Annotated in this window: 18 protein-coding genes; all 18 read right to left on the bottom strand. The window is 72.2% G+C overall.

Translation table 11 applies throughout. The annotated features are described in order from the left end of the window. Positions 1-9 precede the first annotated feature (9 nt). Positions 10-372 carry a DNA-directed RNA polymerase subunit omega gene (rpoZ, locus tag RBL05_RS02570; protein WP_184325001.1) on the bottom strand — a complete coding sequence of 121 codons (363 nt, stop codon included), beginning with the start codon at positions 370-372 and terminating at the stop codon, positions 10-12. Between the two features lie 83 nt (positions 373-455). Further along, positions 456-1058 carry a guanylate kinase gene (gene gmk, locus RBL05_RS02575; protein ID WP_308740692.1) on the bottom strand — a complete coding sequence of 201 codons (603 nt, stop codon included), beginning with the start codon at positions 1056-1058 and terminating at the stop codon, positions 456-458. After that, positions 1055-1381 carry an integration host factor, actinobacterial type gene (gene mihF, locus RBL05_RS02580; protein WP_308740691.1) on the bottom strand — a complete coding sequence of 109 codons (327 nt, stop codon included), beginning with the start codon at positions 1379-1381 and terminating at the stop codon, positions 1055-1057. Before mihF ends, gmk begins: the two co-directional genes overlap by 4 nt. 189 nt (positions 1382-1570) lie before the next feature. Beyond that, positions 1571-2416, bottom strand: a complete 846-nt coding sequence (pyrF, locus tag RBL05_RS02585; protein WP_308740690.1) for an orotidine-5'-phosphate decarboxylase — start codon at positions 2414-2416, stop codon at positions 1571-1573. Then, positions 2413-5766 carry a carbamoyl-phosphate synthase large subunit gene (gene carB / locus RBL05_RS02590; protein ID WP_308740689.1) on the bottom strand — a complete coding sequence of 1118 codons (3354 nt, stop codon included), beginning with the start codon at positions 5764-5766 and terminating at the stop codon, positions 2413-2415. The genes pyrF and carB overlap by 4 nt, the downstream gene beginning before the upstream one ends. After that, the gene (carA, locus tag RBL05_RS02595; protein ID WP_308740688.1) at positions 5766-6968 is read right to left on the bottom strand and encodes a glutamine-hydrolyzing carbamoyl-phosphate synthase small subunit; all 1203 of its coding nucleotides are present in this window, start codon (positions 6966-6968) and stop codon (positions 5766-5768) included. Before carA ends, carB begins: the two co-directional genes overlap by 1 nt. Further along, on the bottom strand, positions 6965-7459 hold the full coding sequence (locus RBL05_RS02600) for a hypothetical protein (RefSeq protein ID WP_308740687.1): 495 nt from the start codon (positions 7457-7459) through the stop codon (positions 6965-6967). Before RBL05_RS02600 ends, carA begins: the two co-directional genes overlap by 4 nt. Further along, positions 7456-8787, bottom strand: a complete 1332-nt coding sequence (locus RBL05_RS02605; RefSeq protein WP_308740686.1) for a dihydroorotase — start codon at positions 8785-8787, stop codon at positions 7456-7458. The genes RBL05_RS02600 and RBL05_RS02605 overlap by 4 nt, the downstream gene beginning before the upstream one ends. After that, entirely contained in the window at positions 8777-9739 is a 963-nt protein-coding gene (locus RBL05_RS02610; protein WP_308740685.1) for an aspartate carbamoyltransferase catalytic subunit, read from the bottom strand. The genes RBL05_RS02605 and RBL05_RS02610 overlap by 11 nt, the downstream gene beginning before the upstream one ends. Next, on the bottom strand, positions 9736-10347 hold the full coding sequence (gene pyrR, locus RBL05_RS02615) for a bifunctional pyr operon transcriptional regulator/uracil phosphoribosyltransferase PyrR (RefSeq protein WP_010550647.1): 612 nt from the start codon (positions 10345-10347) through the stop codon (positions 9736-9738). The genes RBL05_RS02610 and pyrR overlap by 4 nt, the downstream gene beginning before the upstream one ends. Positions 10348-10518: 171 nt before the next feature. After that, on the bottom strand, positions 10519-11064 hold the full coding sequence (gene nusB, locus RBL05_RS02620) for a transcription antitermination factor NusB (protein WP_259882913.1): 546 nt from the start codon (positions 11062-11064) through the stop codon (positions 10519-10521). Further along, the gene (gene efp, locus RBL05_RS02625; RefSeq protein ID WP_263309717.1) at positions 11061-11621 is read right to left on the bottom strand and encodes an elongation factor P; all 561 of its coding nucleotides are present in this window, start codon (positions 11619-11621) and stop codon (positions 11061-11063) included. The genes nusB and efp overlap by 4 nt, the downstream gene beginning before the upstream one ends. A gap of 74 nt (positions 11622-11695) precedes the next feature. Continuing rightward, positions 11696-12313, bottom strand: coding sequence for a MarR family transcriptional regulator (locus RBL05_RS02630; protein ID WP_263309718.1), 618 nt, complete (start codon positions 12311-12313; stop codon positions 11696-11698). A 102-nt stretch (positions 12314-12415) separates the two neighbouring features. Then, complete coding sequence (locus RBL05_RS02635; RefSeq protein ID WP_263309719.1) at positions 12416-13663, bottom strand: ABC transporter ATP-binding protein; 1248 nt, start codon at positions 13661-13663, stop codon at positions 12416-12418. 19 nt (positions 13664-13682) lie between these two features. After that, the gene (locus RBL05_RS02640) at positions 13683-14516 is read right to left on the bottom strand and encodes a carbohydrate ABC transporter permease (RefSeq protein ID WP_062951327.1); all 834 of its coding nucleotides are present in this window, start codon (positions 14514-14516) and stop codon (positions 13683-13685) included. 10 nt (positions 14517-14526) lie between these two features. After that, complete coding sequence (locus tag RBL05_RS02645) at positions 14527-15495, bottom strand: carbohydrate ABC transporter permease (RefSeq protein WP_373317961.1); 969 nt, start codon at positions 15493-15495, stop codon at positions 14527-14529. Continuing rightward, positions 15492-16799 carry an extracellular solute-binding protein gene (locus RBL05_RS02650; RefSeq protein WP_263309720.1) on the bottom strand — a complete coding sequence of 436 codons (1308 nt, stop codon included), beginning with the start codon at positions 16797-16799 and terminating at the stop codon, positions 15492-15494. The genes RBL05_RS02645 and RBL05_RS02650 overlap by 4 nt, the downstream gene beginning before the upstream one ends. A gap of 236 nt (positions 16800-17035) precedes the next feature. Continuing rightward, entirely contained in the window at positions 17036-18640 is a 1605-nt protein-coding gene (gene abc-f, locus RBL05_RS02655; RefSeq protein WP_308740684.1) for a ribosomal protection-like ABC-F family protein, read from the bottom strand. Positions 18641-18832 lie beyond the last annotated feature (192 nt).

Below are 18832 nucleotides of genomic sequence, written 5' to 3' on the forward strand. Positions count from 1 at the left end.
GGGCCGCGATCAGAGGGTGAAGTCGGTCGGCGGGACCTCGGGGGCGTCGTCGCCGAGCAGCAGCGGGGCCGGGGCGTTGGGGTCCGGCTCGTTCTGCGCGGCGTACTCCTCCTCGTCGATCTCGCGGACGGTCAGGAGGCCCTCGTCGATCTCGCGCAGCGCGATCGAGAGCGGCTTCTCCTGGTTCTCGACGTCGACCAGCGGGCCGACGAACTCGAGCAGACCCTCGGAGAGCTGCGAGTAGTACGCGTTGATCTGGCGGGCGCGCTGGGAGGCGTACAGCACCAGGGCGTACTTCGAGTCGACGGTCTCGAGGAGACGGTCGATCGGGGGGTTCGTGATGCCTTCGGGCTGTGCGACTGTTCCGGCCACGGATGTCCCTTCCTGGGTGACGACGTGCGACGCTCCAGGATACGCCACGCCGCGCGCGGCGGCGAGGGCAGGAGCGAGAGGGGTCAGGTGAGGTCGTTCACGCCGAGCAGGCGTGCGAGCTCGTCGGCGGCGCGGTCCACCGAGTCGTTGACGATGGTCACGTCGAACTCGTCCTCCGCGGCGAGCTCGACCCTGGCGGTCGCGAGACGGCGCTCGCGCTCCTCCTCGTCCTCCGTGCCGCGGCCCACGAGACGCTGCACGAGCGTGTCCCAGTCCGGCGGGGCGAGGAAGACGAAGCGAGCCTCGGGGAGGCTCTCGCGCACCTGGCGGGCGCCGGCGAGGTCGATCTCGAGCAGCACGGGGCGGCCCTCGGCGACCTTCTCCTCGACGGGGCCGCGCGGGGTGCCGTACTTGTTGCGGCCGTGGACCACGGCCCATTCGAGCATCTGGCCGTCCTCGATCAGGCGGGAGAACTCCTCCTCGCCCATGAAGTGGTAGTGCACGCCGTCGACCTCGCCGGGGCGGGGCGCGCGGGTGGTCGCGGAGACGGACAGCCAGATCTGGGGATACCGGGCGCGGATCGCCGCGGAGACGGTCCCCTTGCCCACCGCGGTGGGGCCGGCCAGGACGGTGACCGGGGCCGGCGCCGTCGCGGCGCCGGCCCCGGTGGGAAGATCAGGGCTCACTCGGAGAAGTGGGCGACGAGCTTCTCCGCCTGGTGCGAGCCGAGGCCTCGGATCTTGCGGGAGGGCGAGATGCCGATCTCCTCCATGATCTGCTGGGCCTTGACCTTGCCGACGCCGGGCAGGGCCTCGAGCAGGGCGGAGACGCGGAGACGGCCGACGATCTCGTTGGACTCGGCCTCGGCGAGGACCTTCTTGATCTCCTCGCCGCGGTGGCCGGCGCTGTCCTTGAGCCGCGCCTTGATGGCCGCGCGCTCGCGGCGTGCCTCGGCGGCCTTCTTCAGGGCCTCGGCCCGCTGCTCAGGGGTGAGGGGAGGGAGAGCCACTGTTCTTACCTCTTGTTCTGTCGCGGTTGTCCTGCGGGTCCGGGAGGAGCCCGGTGTGGGAAGAGCGTAACCCCATAATCGTGGCCGAGGGCACTTCTGACACGCTAAGTCCCAGGTCCGATGCGTTTCGGGGCCCGACGACGCCGTCCCCCGACGGTGTCGGGGCCCGTGCGGGAGCGCCCCTCGGCCTCAGCGGAAGGTCGTTGCCAGCTCCTCCGCGCGCTGGGCGAGCGCCGCCCGGTCCGGCCCTGCCGCGAGCAGTCCGCGGGACACCGAGACTAGGGCCTGACCTGCACGTTCACCGAAGACGTCGGCAATCTCCGAAGGTCCGGCGCCCTGGGCCCCGACGCCGGGGGCGAGGAGCGGGACCGAGGGTGCGGCGGCGTCCAGGCCGAGGCGGCGGTAGGCGTCGCCGACGGTCGCGCCGACGACCAGGCCGATGCTCGACCACTCCCCCGGCGCGGCGCCGCCGATCCTCTCGGCGTGTCGCGCGATCTCCAGCGCGACCGGCGTGTCCTGGTCGGTCCTCGCGTGCTGGACCTGCGGTCCGTCGGGGTTGGAGGTCAGGGCGAGGAGGAACAGCCCCTTGCCGTGGGCCAGGGCGAGCTCGCCGGCGGGGTCGAGGGAGCCGGTGCCCAGATAGGGGCTGACGGTGATCGCGTCGGCCTCCAGCGGTGCGCCGGGCAGGAGGTGCGCCTGGGCATAGGCGGCCATCGTCGAGCCGATGTCGCCCCGCTTGACGTCGAGGATCGTCAGCACCCCCGCCGCGCGGGCCGCGGCCAGCAGCTCCTCGAGCACCGCGACGCCGGCGCTGCCGTGGCGCTCGAAGAACGCCGACTGCGGCTTGAGCGCGGCGACGTGGCCGGTGACGGCCTCGAGCACCGTGCGGGAGAACTCCCGCAGCCCCGCGGGGCTGTCGGGGAGCCCCCAGGACTCCAGCAGCGCGGCGTGCGGGTCGATGCCCGCGACGAGGCGGCCGCGCGCGGCCGTCTCCTCCTGCAGCCGCCGTCCGAAGCTCGCCGGGGCGGTGCTCATGCCGACGTCCCGGCCGTCCGCACCTCGCGCAGACGCGCGGTGTGGGCCTGGATGCTGTGGACCTCGAAGGGCTCCACGGGGCGCGCCTCGATCGCCTGGACGGCCGCCTGGAACTCTTGAAGCGTCGTGATCATCGGGACGTCCATGCTGGTCGCGGCGGCGCGGATGGCGTAGCCGTCGACGCGGGCGTTGGAGCCCGAGGGGGTGTTCAGCACGAGGTCCACCTCGCCCGCCTCGATGAGGTCGATGACGCTCGCGCCCTCGCCCTCCTCCGAGGCCTTGCGCAGCACGCGGCAGGGGATCCCGTAGCGGCCGAGCACCCGCCCGGTGCCCTTGGTGGTGAGGATTTCGAAGCCGAGCGCGGCCAGGCGCGCGACCGGCAGCGGGAGGGAGCGCTTGTCGCGGTCGGAGACCGAGACGAAGGCGGTGCCCGCGGTGGGCAGGCCCTGGCCGGAGATCGCCAGCTGCGACTTCGCGAAGGCGAGCGGGAAGGTCGAGTCCATGCCCATCACCTCGCCCGTCGAGCGCATCTCCGGGCCGAGCACCGAGTCCACGGCGCGTCCCTCGCGGGTGCGGAAGCGCTTGAACGGCAGCACCGCCTCCTTCACCGCGATCGGCGAGTCCTCGGGCAGGTCCGAGCCGTCGCCGGCGGCCGGGAGCACGCCGCCGCGGCGCAGGTCCGCGATGGAGGTGCCGGCCATGAGCAGCGCGGCCGCCTGCGCGAGCGGCACCCCGGTGGCCTTCGCGACGAAGGGCACGGTGCGGGAGGCGCGGGGGTTCGCCTCGAGCACGTAGAGCACGCCGTGGGAGAGCGCGTACTGCACGTTGAGCAGGCCGCGCACGCCCACGCCCTCGGCGATCGCGAGGGTCGAGGCGCGGATCCGCTCGAGGACCGGATCGCCGAGGGTGACCGGCGGCAGGGTGCAGGCGGAGTCGCCGGAGTGGATGCCGGCCTCCTCGATGTGCTCCATGACGCCGGCGAGGTAGAGCTCCTCGCCGTCGTAGAGGGCGTCCACGTCGATCTCGATCGCGGTGTCCAGGAAGCTGTCGATGAGGATCGGTGCCTCGGCGCGGCCGCCGTCGGGCAGGTTGCGGCCGACGTAGTCGACCAGCCCCGCCTCGTCGAAGACGATCTCCATGCCGCGGCCGCCGAGCACGTAGCTGGGGCGCACGAGCACCGGGTAGCCGACCTCCGCGGCGACCTCGATCGCGTCGTTCAGCGCCCAGGCGGTGCCGTAGGGCGGGGCGGGCAGGTCGGCCTCGGCCAGGACGGCGCCGAAGTGGCCGCGGTCCTCGGCGTTGTCGATCGCGGCGGGGCTGGTGCCGATGATCGGCAGGCCCTCCGCCTCGAGGCGGCGCGCGAGGGACAGCGGGGTCTGGCCGCCGAGCTGGACGATGACTCCGGCGACGGGGCCGGCGGCCTTCTCCGCCTCGTACACCTCGACGACGTCCTCGAAGGTGAGCGGCTCGAAGTAGAGCCGGTCGGCGATGTCGTAGTCGGTCGAGACCGTCTCGGGGTTGCAGTTGATCATGACCGTCTCGTAGCCGCCGCCGGGCAGCTCCGGATCGCCGAGGGCGAGCGCGGCGTGGACGCAGGAGTAGTCGAACTCGATGCCCTGGCCGATGCGGTTGGGGCCCGAGCCGAGGATCAGCACCGCGGGCTTGTCGCGGGGCTCGATCTCGGTCTCCTGGTCGTAGGTCGAGTAGTGGTACGGGGTGCGGGAGGCGAACTCCGCGGCGCAGGTGTCCACCGTCTTGTAGACCGGGTTGATCCCCAGCGCCTCGCGCACGCCCTTGACGACGTCGCCGCTGCGGCCGGTGAGCGCGCCGATCTGCTCGTCGGAGAGGCCGTGCCGCTTGGCCAGGCCCAGCAGGTCCGCGTCCAGCACGTCGCTCGCGCGGATCTCCGCGGCCAGCTCGGCGACGATCAGCATCTGGTCGAGGAACCAGCGGTCGATCGCCGTCGCCTCCACGAGGCGGTCGAGGGTCTCGGCGGGGTCGAGGATCCCCTCCGCCGCGGACCACAGGATCCGCGCGATGGCGACCAGGCGCTCGGAGGTCGGGGTGCGCACCTCGTCCAGGAGCGCGGCGACCTCGGCGGCGCTCGGCGGCGTGCCCGTGTAGTCCAGCGACGCTCCCTTGGCGTCGATGGAGCGCTGCGCCTTGCCGAGGGCCTCGGTGAAGTTGCGGCCCAGGGCCATCGCCTCGCCGACGCTCTTCATGGTGGTGGTGAGCGTCGGGTCCGCGGCGGGGAACTTCTCGAAGGCGAAGCGGGGCACCTTGACCACGACGTAGTCCAGCGCCGGCTCGAAGCTGGCCGGGGTGGTGCCGGTGATGTCGTTGCGGATCTCGTCGAGGGTGTAGCCGATCGCGACGCGCGCGGCGATCTTCGCGATCGGGAAGCCGGTGGCCTTCGAGGCGAGCGCCGAGGAGCGGGAGACGCGGGGGTTCATCTCGATCACGACGATGCGGCCGGTCTCGGGGTGGGTGGCGAACTGGACGTTGCAGCCGCCGGTGTCGACGCCGACCTCGCGGATGATCGCGATGCCGAGGTCGCGCAGCTTCTGCATCTCGACGTCGGTGAGGGTCAGCGCGGGGGCGACGGTGACCGAGTCGCCGGTGTGCACGCCGACGGGGTCGACGTTCTCGATCGAGCAGATCACGACGCAGTTGTCGGCGCTGTCGCGCATGAGCTCGAGCTCGAACTCCTTCCAGCCCAGGATCGACTCCTCGAGCAGGACCTCGGAGGTCGGCGAGTAGTGCAGGCCGTCGCCGCCGATGCGGCGCAGGTCCGCCTCGTCGTAGGCCATGCCGGAGCCGAGCCCGCCCATGGTGAAGCTGGGCCGGACCACCATCGGGTAGCCGAGCTCGTCAGCCGCCTCGAGCAGCTCGTCCATGGTGTGGCAGATCCGCGAGCGGGCGGACTCGCCGCCGACCCGCTCGACGACCTCCTTGAACTGCTGGCGGTCCTCGGCCTTGTTGATCGCCTCGAGGTTCGCGCCGATCATCTCGACGCCGAACTCCTCGAGGGTCCCGTTCTCGGCCAGGGCTATCGCGGCGTTCAGCGCGGTCTGCCCGCCGAGCGTCGGCAGGATCGCGTCGGGCCGCTCCGCGGCGATGATCGAGCGGATGATGTCCGGGTCGATCGGCTCGATGTAGGTGGCGTCGGCGATCTCCGGGTCGGTCATGATCGTGGCCGGGTTGGAGTTGACCAGGATGACCCGCAGGCCCTCCTCGCGCAGGACGCGGCAGGCCTGGGTGCCGGAGTAGTCGAACTCCGCTGCCTGGCCGATGACGATCGGGCCGGAGCCGACGACGAGGACGGAGGAGATATCGGTACGGCGGGGCATCAGGACTCCTTGTCGGCGGAGGCGGCGCGGTGCGCGACGGCGAGCTCCACCAGTCGGTCGAAGAGGGGCGAGGCGTCGTGGGGGCCGCCGGCGGCCTCGGGGTGGTACTGGACGGAGTAGGCGGGGAGGTCGAGGCAGCGAAGCCCCTCGACCACGTCGTCGTTCAGGCCCACGTGGGAGACGACGACCCGGCCGTAGCGGCCCCCGTCGTGGGGGGCGGTGTGCTCGCCCTCGAGCGGCACGTCGACGGCGAAGCCGTGGTTGTGCGCGGTGATCGCGACCTGGCCGGTCTCGCGGTCCTGGACGGGCTGGTTGATGCCGCGGTGGCCGAACTTCAGCTTGTAGGTGTCGAAGCCGAGGGCGCGGCCCAGCAGCTGGTTGCCGAAGCAGATGCCGAAGAAGGGCACGCCTGCGTCGAGCACGCCGCGCAGCAGCTCGATCTGGGCGGTCGCGGCGGAGGGGTCGCCGGGGCCGTTGGAGAAGAAGACGGCATCGGCGCCGATCGCGAGGAGGTCCTCCAGGGAGGTCGTGGCGGGCAGCAGGTGCACGCGCAGGCCGCGGTCGAGCATGGAGCGCGGCGAGGCGCCCTTGATGCCGAGGTCCACGGCGGCGACGGTCGCGACCGCCTCGCCCTCGGGCTCGAGCACGACGGGCTGGGCGATCGTGACCTCCTCGACGAAGCTCGAGCCGGCCATCTGCGGCTGCTCGCGCACCTGGGCGAGCAGCTCCTCCTCCGAGGCCTCGAGGGCCTCTCCGGAGAAGATGCCGCCGCGGGCGGAGCCCTCCTCGCGCAGCCGACGGGTGAGCATGCGGGTGTCGATGTCGCTGATGCCGACCACGTCGCTGCTGATCAGGAGGTCGTCGAGGCTCTGCTCGGCGCGGAAGGAGGAGGCGATGCGGCTCGCGTCGCGCACGGCGTAGCCGCGCACCCACACGCGGCGGGACTCCATGTCCTCGGCGTTCGCGCCGGTGTTGCCGATGTGCGGGGCGGTCTGCACGACGATCTGCCCGGCGTAGGAGGGATCCGAGAGGGTCTCCTGGTAGCCGGTCATGCCGGTGGTGAAGACGACCTCGCCGAAGCGGGCGCCGCGGGCGCCGTAGGCGGAGCCGCGCAGCACGGTGCCGTCCTCGAGGATCAGCAGCGCGCGCTCGCGGCGCGCACGGCCCGAGGGCCTGGGGGTGGCGGGGGCGGGGGTGGTCATGAGTGCTCCTTCCGGGAGAGCAGGAGGTCGTGGTCGGCGCGCCGGTCGAGGCGCAGGCCGGTGTCCAGGAGCTGGTCGCCGAGGCTCCAGCGGATGATCAGCAGGCCGTCGCCGCCGATGAACTTCCCCGCCATGCCGGGCCCGGAGGTGACCTCCCGGACGGCCGCGGCGGGGATGGTGAGCGGCCCGGTGCCCTCGCGCTCGAGGTGCCAGGTGCCCTGCTCGCCGAGGCTGACCTCGGCGCGGGCGCGCTGTCCCAGGCGGTGAGCGACGACCCGCTCGAGCGGCTGCTCGGCGAGGACGGTGTCGACGTAGACCGCGCCGACGGGCCCGTGGGCGGTGGCCTCGCCGAGCTCCTCGAGCGTCCGGGCCGACGGGGCCGGCAGATGGGACTGCGAGCGGCCGCGCCGGCGCCAGCCGAGCACCATCGCGCCGATCATCAGCGCGAACAGCACCGCCAGCAGGAGGACCGGGACGATCCGCCCGCTCACCTCTCCACCACCGCGCCGTCGCGCACGGTGGGCCGGCCGCCGAGCAGGGTGAGCCGGTTCGCGCCGGGCAGCTCGAGGCCCGCGAAGGGAGAGTTGCGGCCCTGGGAAGCGTGCTCGGCGGGGTCCGCGACCCGCACCGGGTGCGGGTCCCAGACGAGCAGGTGGGCCGGCTCCCCCACCGCGACCGGTCGGCCGTGGTCCTGGTCGCGGCCGATCTCGGCGGGCTTCTCGGAGAGCACCCGGGCGACGTCGCGCCAGCCGAGGCGGCCCTCGTCGACCATCGTGGACTGGACCAGGGACAGCGCGGTCTCGAGGCCGGTCATGCCCATCGCGGCCTGGTCCCACTCGCGGTCCTTGGCGTCCGCGGGATGAGGGGCGTGGTCGGTCGCGACGATGTCGATGGTCCCGTCGGCCAGGCCCTCGCGCACCGCCTCGACGTCCGCGGCGGTGCGCAGCGGCGGGTTGACCTTGAACACCGCGTCGAACTGGCGCACGTTCTCGTCGGTCAGCAGCAGGTGGTGCGGGGTGACCTCGGCGGTGACCGCGATGCCGCGCTGCTTGGCCCAGCGCACGATGTCCACGCTGCCGGCGGTCGAGAGGTGGCAGACGTGCAGGCGGGAGCCGACGTGTTGGGCCAGCAGCACGTCGCGGGCGATGATCGACTCCTCGGCCACGGCCGGCCATCCGGTCAGCCCCAGCTCCGCCGAGACGAGCCCCTCGTGCATCTGGGCGCCCTCGGTCAGGCGCGGGTCCTGGGCGTGCTGGGCGATCACGCCGTCGAAGGACTTCACGTACTCCAGCGCCCGCCGCATCAGCACCGGGTCGTGCACGCACTTGCCGTCGTCGCTGAACACGCGGACGCGGGCGCGGGAGTTCGCCATCGCGTCGAGCTCGGCGAGGCGCTCGCCCTGGAGGCCCACGGTGACCGCGCCGACGGGGCGGACGGCGCACCAGCCGGCGGCCTCGCCGCGCATCGCGACCTGCTCGACCACGCCCGCGGTGTCCGCGACGGGGGTCGTGTTGGCCATGGCGTGCACGGCGGTGAAGCCGCCGCGGGCGGCGGCGCGGGTGCCGGTCTCGACGGTCTCGGCCTCCTCGCCGCCGGGCTCGCGCAGGTGGGTGTGGAGGTCGACCAGGCCGGGGAGGATCACGCAGCCCTCGGCGTCGATCACCTCGACGCCGTCCGGCGCCTCGAGCTCGCCGCCGATCGCGGCGATGCGGCCCTCGCGGATCAGGATGTCCTGCACGTCCTCGCCGTAGGGGCGACCGCCGCGCAGCAGCAGCGGGGCCGGGGAGCCGGTCGTGGCGGTGGTGGTGTCAGCGGTCACGGGGGGCCTCCCGGGAGTCGGTGGCGAGCAGGTGGTAGAGCACGGCCATGCGCACGAACACGCCGGAGGCGACCTGCTCGACTATGACGCTGCGCGGCGAGTCGGCGACGGAGCCGGCGATCTCGAAGCCGCGGTTCATCGGGCCGGGGTGCATGACGATCGTGTGCTCGGGCAGGGAGGCGGCGCGGGCGGCGCTGAGCCCGTAGCGGCGGGAGTACTCCCCCGCCGTCGGGAAGAAGCCGCCGCCGACCATCCGCTCGTGCTGGACCCGCAGCATCATCACGGCGTCGGGACCGGCGGCAAGGGCCTGGTCGAGGTCGTAGGAGATCTCGCACGGCCAGGCGGAGGCGCCGACGGGCACCAGCGCGGGCGGCGCGACGAGCGTGACGCGGGCGCCGAGCAGGGTCAGCAGCAGCACGTTCGAGCGGGCGACGCGGGAGTGGAGCACGTCCCCGACGATCACCACGTGCAGGCCGTCGAGGCCCGCGTGCGGGTCGCCGGGCCGCAGGTGGCGGCGCATGGTGAAGGCGTCGAGCATCGCCTGGGTGGGGTGCTCGTGCGCGCCGTCGCCGGCGTTGACGATGGGCTGGTCGATCCAGCCGGCGTGGGCGAGCAGGTGCGCCGCGCCGGAGGAGCCCGAGCGCACCACGACCGCGTCGGCGCCCATCGCCTGGAGGGTGAGCGCGGTGTCCTTCAGCGACTCGCCCTTGGAGATGCTCGAGCCCTTGGCGGAGAAGTTGATGACGTCGGCCGAGAGGCGCTTGGCCGCGGCCTCGAAGCTGATCCGGGTGCGGGTGGAGTCCTCGAAGAAGAGGTTCACGACGGTGGTGCCCACGAGGGTGGGCAGCTTGCGGATCGCGCGGGACTGGGTCTGGGCCATGTGCTCGGCGGTCGCGAGGACCTCGAGGGCCTCCTCGCGGCGGAGGTCCGCGATCGAGATGAAGTGCCTCATGCGCGCCCCTCCCCCGTCGTGCGGGCCGGGCGGACGATGTCCACCGCGTCGGTGCCGTCGGTCTCCGTGAGCTGGACGTGCACCCGCTCGCTGCGCGAGGTGGGCAGGTTCTTGCCGACGTGGTCGGCGCGGATCGGCAGCTCGCGATGGCCGCGGTCCACGAGCACGGCCAGGCGCACGGCGGCGGGTCGGCCGATGGCGCTGAGCGCGTCGAGGGCGGCGCGGACGGTGCGGCCGGAGTAGAGCACGTCGTCGACGAGCACGACGGTGCGACCGTCGATGCCGGCGGCGGGGATCCGGGTGGGGCTCGGCGCACGGGTGGGATTGCTGCGCAGGTCGTCGCGGTACATGGTGATGTCGAGCGCGCCGTGCAGGTCGGCGAGGTCGGCGCCGTCGGGGCGACCCTCGGCGCGGGCGATGAGCTCGGCGAGGCGGCGGGCGAGCGGCACGCCGCGGTGCGGGATGCCGAGCAGGACGAGGTCCTCGGCACCGTGGTCGCTCTCGAGGATCTCGTGGGCGATGCGGGTCAGCGCGCGCCGGATCTCCTCGGGCCCGAGGACGCGGGAGCTCTCGGCTCCCCTTTCCAGGGCAGGGTCGGTGCTGGTCATGCGGTGTTCTCCCTTCCACGCCTCACGGGACGTGTCGTTAAAGGGTCGGGTGCTCGTGCGAGCTGTGCCGAGTGTAGTCGGCAGGTGCGGGTCCGCCCCCGCCTGCCCGCCCCTCGGACGGGGACGCGCCCGGCGGGGGCGGAGGGTGACTGCTGAGGGGTCCGGTCCTGCTCAGCCGAGCAGGCCGCGCACGTCCACGAGCCGCTGCAGCAGGCCGTTGACGAAGCGCGGGGAGTCGTCGGTCGAGAGGACCTCGGCGATCTTGGTGTACTCGCCGATGATCGCGCCGCGCGCCCCGGGCTCCTCGCCGTGCAGCACCTCGGCGGCGCCGAGGCGCAGGATCGCGCGGTCCACCGCGGGCATGCGGTGCAGCGGCCAGTCGCGGGAGTGCGTGGAGAGGTCCTCGTCGATGTCGACGGCGTGCGGGGCGTAGAGCTCGACCAGGGCGCGGGAGCGCTCGGGCAGCGGGGTCTGCGCGGCCGTGCGACGGAGCCGCTCGGCGAGCACGTCGAGCACGTCGGCCTGCTTGGCGTCGGCCTCGAAGAGCACGTCCAGGGCGCGTATCCGGTCGCGGGAGCGTCCGTGGAGCCGGTCCGCGGCGGCCGGGACGGTCCGCTCGAGCTCGACCTCCGCCCCCTCCCGGGTGGGGAGGGGGAGGCCGGTGGGGCGCGGGGCGGGTCGGTCGTCGGCGCCCTGCGGGGTCGACCCTCGGGTCACTTCACGCGCTCGAGGTAGTCGCCGCTGCGGGTGTCGACCTTGACACGGTCGCCTTCGTTGAGGAACAGCGGGACCTGGATCTCGCGGCCGGTGGTCAGGCGCGCGGGCTTGGTGCCGCCGCTGGAGCGGTCGCCCTGCAGGCCGGGCTCGGTGAACTCGATCTCGAGCACCACGGAGGCGGGCAGCTCGACGAAGAGCGCGTTGCCCTCGTGGAAGGCGATGACGACGTCCTGGCCCTCGACCATGAAGTCCTTGGCCTCGCCCACGACCTCCTCGGTGAGGCTGGTCTGCTCCCAGTTCGAGGTGTCCATGAAGACGTACATGTCGCCGTCGAGATAGGAGAACTGCATGTCGCGGCGGTCCACGGTGGCCGTCTCGACCTTCACGCCGGCGTTGAAGGTCTTGTCCACGCCCTTGCCGGACAGGACGTTCTTGAGCTTGGTGCGCACGAAGGCGGGTCCCTTGCCGGGCTTGACGTGCTGGAACTCGACCACGCTCCAGAGCTGCTGGTCGATGACCAGCACCATTCCGTTCTTGAGGTCGTTCGTCGTCGCCATGTGTCTCCTCGGTTGTCGTCGGGGCGGCCCCAGGATAGCGCGCGGCGCCCCCGCCCTCGGGGGCGGGGGCGGACTCAGCGGGTCGACGTGAGGTCGATCATGCTCAGCAGTCGCACGGCGAGCGGATGGGCGGCGCTCTCCTCGCGCCAGCCGCTGGTCTTCACGGCGCGGGAGACGGTCTGCTGGGTGACGCCGAGGCGCTCGGCGAGGACGGCCTGCGTGGCCGTGGGAACCTCACGCAGCTCGTGCACGGCCTGCCACTGGCCGCGGCTGCGGGCGCGGATCATCCAGCCGATCAGCCGCAGCACGGCCTCGACGTCGGCGGCGGTGTCGGCGTGGCGGGGATCGGCGGCGCGGACGGCGAGCGGGACCTGCGAGGTGGTCGACGCCGCGGCCACGGCGCTCCGGGCGGCCTCGACGGCGGGGCCGGAGAGCTCGCGGACCGAGCCGGGCAGCGGCCCCGGCACGGCGCCGATCCCGAGGCCGACGGCCGTGCTCCCGACCTCGAGCGCCCGCAGCATCGCCTCGAGCGCGGTCTCCCCTCGGGAGGCGAGCACGAGCGCGTCCGGGCCGGCGGTCCGCTCCGGGGCGAGCGGCAGCTCGAGCCCCTCGAGAGCCTCGAGCAGAGCGGGGACGGGGTCGCCGGCGGCGCGGCCGTGGCCGGGGCGACCGGTGAGGGAGAGGACGAACACGGAGACCTTTCACAGCGGATATCAGATGTCCGCCACACTACGCGCTCTCCGTGCCGTCCTCGGGCGCGGCGCGCCGCACGGGGACGGGCGCGGGAATCGGCCTCAGTCCCCCAGCGCCGCGGCGGTCTCGATCTCGCGCTGGCGGTCCTCGGCGGCGCGGCGCGTGAGCTCCGCCCCCTTCTCCTCGTCGCGGGTGAGGTTCTCCCCTGTGGCGACGTCGAAGACGTGGACCTTGCGCGTGTCCACCCAGATCCGGGACTCGATGCCGCCGCGGACCCGGCTCGCGGAGCTGAGGGTCACCACCACCTGCGGCGGGATCTCGTCCTGGTCGAGGTCGCGGGCGAGCTCGTCGAGGACCTCGGCCACCTCGGGGTCCTTCTCGTAGTCGATGTAGCCGTACTGCTCGTTGCCGAGCCACTCGGTGTGGGTGGGCGTCACGGCCAGCTCCGTGCCGCGCGGCAGCAGCGCCTCGTCGACGAACTCGAGGTCCTCGAAGTGCTCGGGGCGCACCCCCAGCAGCACCAGGTCCCTCCCCCGGGCGGCCTCGAGGACGTGCTCGGGTGCCGTGAGGTCCCCGATCGGCGTGCGCAGGTGCCCGCCCTCCTCCCGGGCGGGCAGGAAGTTCATCGAGGGAGAGCCGATGAAACCGGCGACGAAGAGGTTCGCGGGCTGCTCGTAGAGCTCGCGCGGCGAGGCGACCTGCTGCAGCCTGCCCTTCTTCAGCACCGCGACCCGGTCCCCCAGGGTCATCGCCTCGGTCTGGTCGTGGGTGACGTAGACGCTCGTGATGCCCAGGCGCCGCTGCAGCTGCGCGATCTGGGTGCGCATCTGGCCGCGCAGCTTCGCGTCGAGGTTCGACAGCGGCTCGTCGAAGAGGAAGGCGTCGGCCTCGCGGACGATCGCGCGCCCCATCGCCACGCGCTGGCGCTGACCGCCCGAGAGGTTGCCGGGCTTGCGCTCGAGGTGCTCGTCCAGCCCCAGCATCGACGAGGCGCGGCGCACCCGGCGGTCGATCTCGTCCTCGGGGAGCTTGTTCTTCGACAGCCGCATCGGGAAGGCGATGTTGTCGTACACGCTCAGGTGGGGGTACAGGGCGTAGTTCTGGAAGACCATGGCGAGGTCGCGGTCGCGCGGCGCGCTCTCGTTCACGCGCTTGCCGTCGATGCGCAACTCGCCCTCGGTGATGTCCTCGAGTCCCACGATCATGCGCAGCAGCGTGGACTTCCCGCAGCCCGAGGGGCCGACGAGGATCACGAACTCGCCGTCGGCGATGTCGAGGCTCACGTCGTTGACGGCGGGGAAGCCGTCGTCGTACCGCTTGACGAGGTTCTGGATCTCGATGGTGGCCATGGCCGGTTGCCTCCTGGGGTCAGCCCTTGACCGCGCCCTGCGTCAGACCGGAGACGATCTGGCGCTGGAAGAGCACGACGATGATGACGATGGGGATGGTGACGATGATCGCGGCGGCCGAGATCGCACCCGTGGGCTCCTCGAACTGGGAGGCGCCGGTGAAGAAGGCCAGCGCCGCCGGGACCGGGCGCGCGGCCGAGGTGGACGTCAGCGAGATGCCGTAGACGAAGTCGTTCCAGGCGATGAAGAACGCGATGATCGCGGTGGTGAACACGCCGGGCAGGGCGAGCGGGACGATCACCTTCCGGAACGCCTCGAAGCTGGTGGCGCCGTCGACCTGCGCGGCCCGCTCGAGGTCCCAGGGGATCTGCTGGAAGTACGCCGCCAGGGTGTAGATCGAGATCGGCAGCGTCAGAGAGAGATAGGGGATGATCAGGCCCGGCCAGGTGTCGTACAGCCCGATCGTGCGCCAGAGGTTGAACAGCGGCGTCACGATCGAGATCACCGGGAACATCGAGACCCCGAGCGCGCTGACCAGCACGAGGCGCTTGCCGGGGAAGTCCAGGCGCGCGATCGCGTAGGCGCAGAGGGTCGCGAGCACGACCGCGACGACGGTCGCGATCAGCGTGATGCCGATGGAGTTGCGCAGCGCGGGCAGGAACAGGTCGCGGGCGCTGCCGGCGAAGATCTGCTCGTAGTTGTCCAGCACGAAGCGGGTGGGCAGGAAGCGCCCCGTGGTGAGGTCGCCGGAGGCCTTGAAGGAGGTCATCAGGATCGAGACCAGCGGAGCGAGGGTGTACACCAGCACCACGATCGTGATCACGCTCCAGCCGACCTTCTGCCGGGTGGTCATGCCCTTCATCTCAGCGTCCCTCCCCCGAGGCCAGATCGACCTTGAAGCCCTTGATCGCGCCGATCGCGATGCCGATCACGCACAGGAACAGCACCACGGAGATCGCCGAGCCCATGCCGATCTCGAGCCGCCCGATCGAGGTGCGATAGGCCAGCAGCGAGAGGACCTCCGTGCCGTAGGCGCCGTTGGTCATGATGAACACGTTGTCGAAGATCCGGAAGGCGTCCAGCGCCCGGAACAGCACCGCGACCATGATCGCGGCCTTCATGTTCGGCAGCACCACGCGGCGCATCACCTCCGCGCGGGTGCCGCCGTCCACGCGGGCGGCCTCCGTCAGCTCCCCGGGCACCTGGGCCAGGCCCGACAGCAGCAGCAGCGAGATGAAGGGGGTCGTCTTCCAGATCTCGCTGAGCATGATGACGGTCAGCGCCGGCGCGGCGGAGCCGAACCAGTTGAAGCTGTCCTCCACCACCGGCAGCCAGGCGTTGACGAAGCCGGTGTTGATGTCGAAGGCGAAGAACCAGGCGAAGGCGGAGACGACGGTGATCGTGCCGTAGGGGACGAGGATCGCGGTGCGCAGCAGGCCGCGCAGGCTCTTGACGGCGTTGTGCATCACCAGGGCCAGGGCGAAGCCGAGCACCAGCTCGATCGCGACGGTGACCACGGTGATCAGCACGGTGACCCCGAGGTCCCGCCAGAACAGGGGATCGGTGAAGAGCACCCCGTAGTTCGACAGGCCCACGAAGGAGCGCTGGTCCGGGGCGGTCAGGCGGTAGGAGAACAGGGAGTCGAAGAAGGCCTGGAGGATCGGGTACACCGTCACAGCCAGCATCACGACGAAGGCGGGGGCGGCGAGCATGATGCCCAGGCGGCGCTCCGCCCGTGCCCGGTCGCTCAGCGGCGGCTTCTGCCGGGTCGCGCGGCGGCGCCCGGAGGTGCCGTCCGTCCCGGTCCTCGGCGCGGCGGCTGTCTCGCTCACAGCAGGGCCTCCCCTCGCAGCACGGACCGGATGAACTCCTGGGACCGCGCGGGGGTGGCCTCGCCGACCTCCGAGATCGGGGTCCAGTGCTGCTGGATGCCCAGGGAGATCTCGTTGTAGAAGGGGGTCTGCGGGCGGGGCGCGGCACGCTCGAGGGACTCGCGGATCTCCGGCGCCATCGGGTAGGCGTCCTGGACCTCGGGGTCCTCGTAGGCGGTGGTGGAGGCGGGCGGGTTGCCGTCGGAGAGGAAGTACTGCGCCTGCTTCTCCGGGGAGACGATGCAGCGGATCGCCTCATAGGCGAGGTCCTGGTGCTCGCTCGAGGCGCCGACGCCGAGGTTGATCCCGCCCAGCGGCGGCGCTGACTCCTGGTCCTCGCTCACCTGCGGGTACGTGGTCCACTTCATGTCGTCCAGCACCTCCTGGTCGACGCTCCCCTGCTCCACGGAGGTCTGCGTGGCGGTGTAGACGAAGGGCCAGTTGACCATGAACGAACCCTGCTCGCCCTGGAACTGGGCCATGGCGACGTTCTCGTCCTGGGTGGTGGCGCCCGGGCCCGCGAGCCCCTCGGAGCCGATCGTGCCGATGATCCGGGACGCCTCGTCCCCGGCCGGGGAGTCGAGCGCGAGCTGCGTCTCGTCGGCGGGGGCGCCGGGGTTCTCGATGATCGACTGGCCCTGCGACTCGTACAGCGCGTTGACCCACACGGTCATCGACTCGGCGCGGATCCCCTGGATGCCGAGGTGGCTGTCGGTGGTCTCCGCGGCCTCGATCAGCTGGTCCCAGGTGACGGGCTCGGACATGTCCAGCCCCGCCTCCTCGGCGACGGACTCGCGATACCACAGCAGCTGCGTGTTGGCCCAGAAGGGCACGGCGACCAGCTCGTCGTTCCAGGTCGCGCCCTGCACGGCGCCGTCGACGACGTCCTGGGTGGAGCTGGTGACGAGGTCCTCCGGGACGGGGGCGAGGAAGCCGGGCTCGGCGAGCTCCGGGATGTAGGGCGGGTCCAGGCTCATGATGTCCAGGGACCTGTCCCCCGCGGCGAGGCGGCGGGCGAGCTGCTCGCGCTGGCTGGCCGCATCGCGGGGCAGCAGCGAGGTGGTGATCGTGTACGCCCCGTCGGCCTCGTCGCTGCACTGCTGGGCGATCTGGGTCTGGCCGCCGTTGTCGGGATTGATGTACCAGGTCAGCTGCGGCGGGCCGGCGTCGGCCGAGCCGCAGGCCGCGAGCGTCGCCCCCAGGGCGAGCGCGGCCCCGGCGGCGCACAGCCGGCGCAGACCGGACGGGCGGACGGGTTCGCTCACGGTCTCGCTCCTCCTCGTCGGGCCGAGGCGGACGGCGCGGTCGCGCACCGTCCTCCACGACGGGGCGGGCACCGTCACGGTGCCGACGAGCTGAGACTATGCCGCAGGTCACAGGAGCGCAACTCGGAGGGGAGAACTCCCGCGGTCTGCGTCGCAGGACCCGTCCTCGCCGCGGCGGCGGGAGCACCGGCCGGCGCGGCGGCGAGCGTGGGGAGGGCCGGGGAGCGGCCCCCGGCTCAGGCGAGCTCGATGAGCTCCTGGTACTCGGCGTTCCAGAGGTCCTCGACGGCGTCGGGCATCATCAGCACCCGCTCGGGATCGAGCGCCGCGACGGCGCCGGGGTCGTGGGAGACCAGAACGACGGCGCCCTCGAAGTTCGCCAGCGCCCCGAGGATCTCCTCGCGGCTGGCGGGGTCGAGGTTGTTCGTCGGCTCGTCCAGCAGCAGCACGTTGGCGCTGGAGACGACGAGCGCGGCCAGGGCGAGGCGGGTCTTCTCCCCGCCGGAGAGCACCCGGGCGGGCTTGTGCACGTCGTCGCCCGTGAAGAGGAAGGAGCCGAGGATCTTGCGGGCCTCGACCTCGGGCAGCTCGTAGGCGGCCGTCATCATGTTCTCCAGCACGGTCCGGTCCAGGTCCAGGGTCTCGTGCTCCTGGGCGTAGTAGCCGATGCGCAGACCATGGCCGGGCAGGATCCGCCCGGTGTCCGGCGCGTCGACCCCGCCGAGGATCCGCAGCAGGGTGGTCTTGCCCGCGCCGTTCAGGCCGATGATGACCACGCGCGAGCCGCGGTCGATCGCGAGGTCCACGCCGGTGAAGATCTCCAGGCTGCCGTAGGACTTCGAGAGGTCCTCGGCCATCAGCGGGGTCTTGCCGCAGGGGGCGGGCTTGGGGAAGCGCAGCGAGGCGACCCGGTCGGTCTGCCGCTCCCCCTCGACGCCGTCGAGCATGCGCTCGGCGCGCTTCAGCATGTTCTGCGCGGCGACGGCCTTGGTGGCCTTCGCCCGCATCTTCTCCGCCTGGGCGGTCAGCTGGGTGGCCTTCTTCTCGGCGTTCGCCCGCTCGCGCTTGCGCCGCTTCTCGTCGTCCTCGCGCTGGCGCAGGTACTGCTTCCAGCCCATGTTGTAGATGTCGATCGCGGAGCGGTTCGCGTCGAGGTAGAACACCTTGTTCACGACCTGCTCGACGAGCTCGACGTCGTGGCTGATCACGATCAGCCCGCCGCGGTAGCTCATCAGGTACTCGCGCAGCCATACGATCGAGTCGTGGTCGAGGTGGTTCGTCGGCTCGTCGAGGATCATCGTGGAGGCCTGCGAGAACAGGATCCGGGCGAGCTCGACGCGGCGGCGCTGACCGCCGGAGAGCGTGCCGAGCTCCTGCTCGAGCAGCCGGTTGGGCAGGCCGAGGTTCGCGGCCATCCGCTTGGCCTCCGCCTCGGCCGCGTACCCGCCGGCGGCGTCGAGCTCGGCCTCCAGGCGCGGGTACCGGTTCATCGCCTTCTCGCGGCGGGCCTCGGTGAGGGACATGTCCCCCATCTCCTCCTCGGCGCGGCGCAGCTTCCTCAGGATCCCGTCGAGCCCGCGGGCGGAGAGGATCCGGGCGAGCACCGGCTCGGTGTCCTCGCCGCTGTGGGTGTCCTGCGGGAGATAGCCGAGCTCGCCGGTCACCTCGACGCTGCCCTCGCTGGGGTCCAGCGTGCCGGAGAGGACCTTGGTCAGCGTGGTCTTGCCGGCGCCGTTGCGACCCACCAGGCCGATCCGGTCGCCGTCGGTGACCTGGAAGGAGACGTCGCTCATGAGCAGCCGGGCGCCGACGCGGATGGCGAGGTCGTGCACGGTGATCACGGGTGGGACTCCTCTTCGGACGGGGGCGGCCCGGAGGAGGGCCGGATCGAGTCTAGGGCCGAGGCGCCGAACGGTCGCCCGGATTCCCGCCGACGGTGCCGGGGGACACATCCGCAGGCTCCCCCGCACGGCCGACGAGGTGTCATCCTGGGGCGGTGGCCGTGACCGCGGCCAGGGAGCTCAGCAGAGAGG

It is taken from the genome of Brachybacterium sp. GU-2 (genome assembly GCF_030866705.2).
In the GTDB taxonomy this organism is placed as follows: domain Bacteria; phylum Actinomycetota; class Actinomycetes; order Actinomycetales; family Dermabacteraceae; genus Brachybacterium; species Brachybacterium conglomeratum.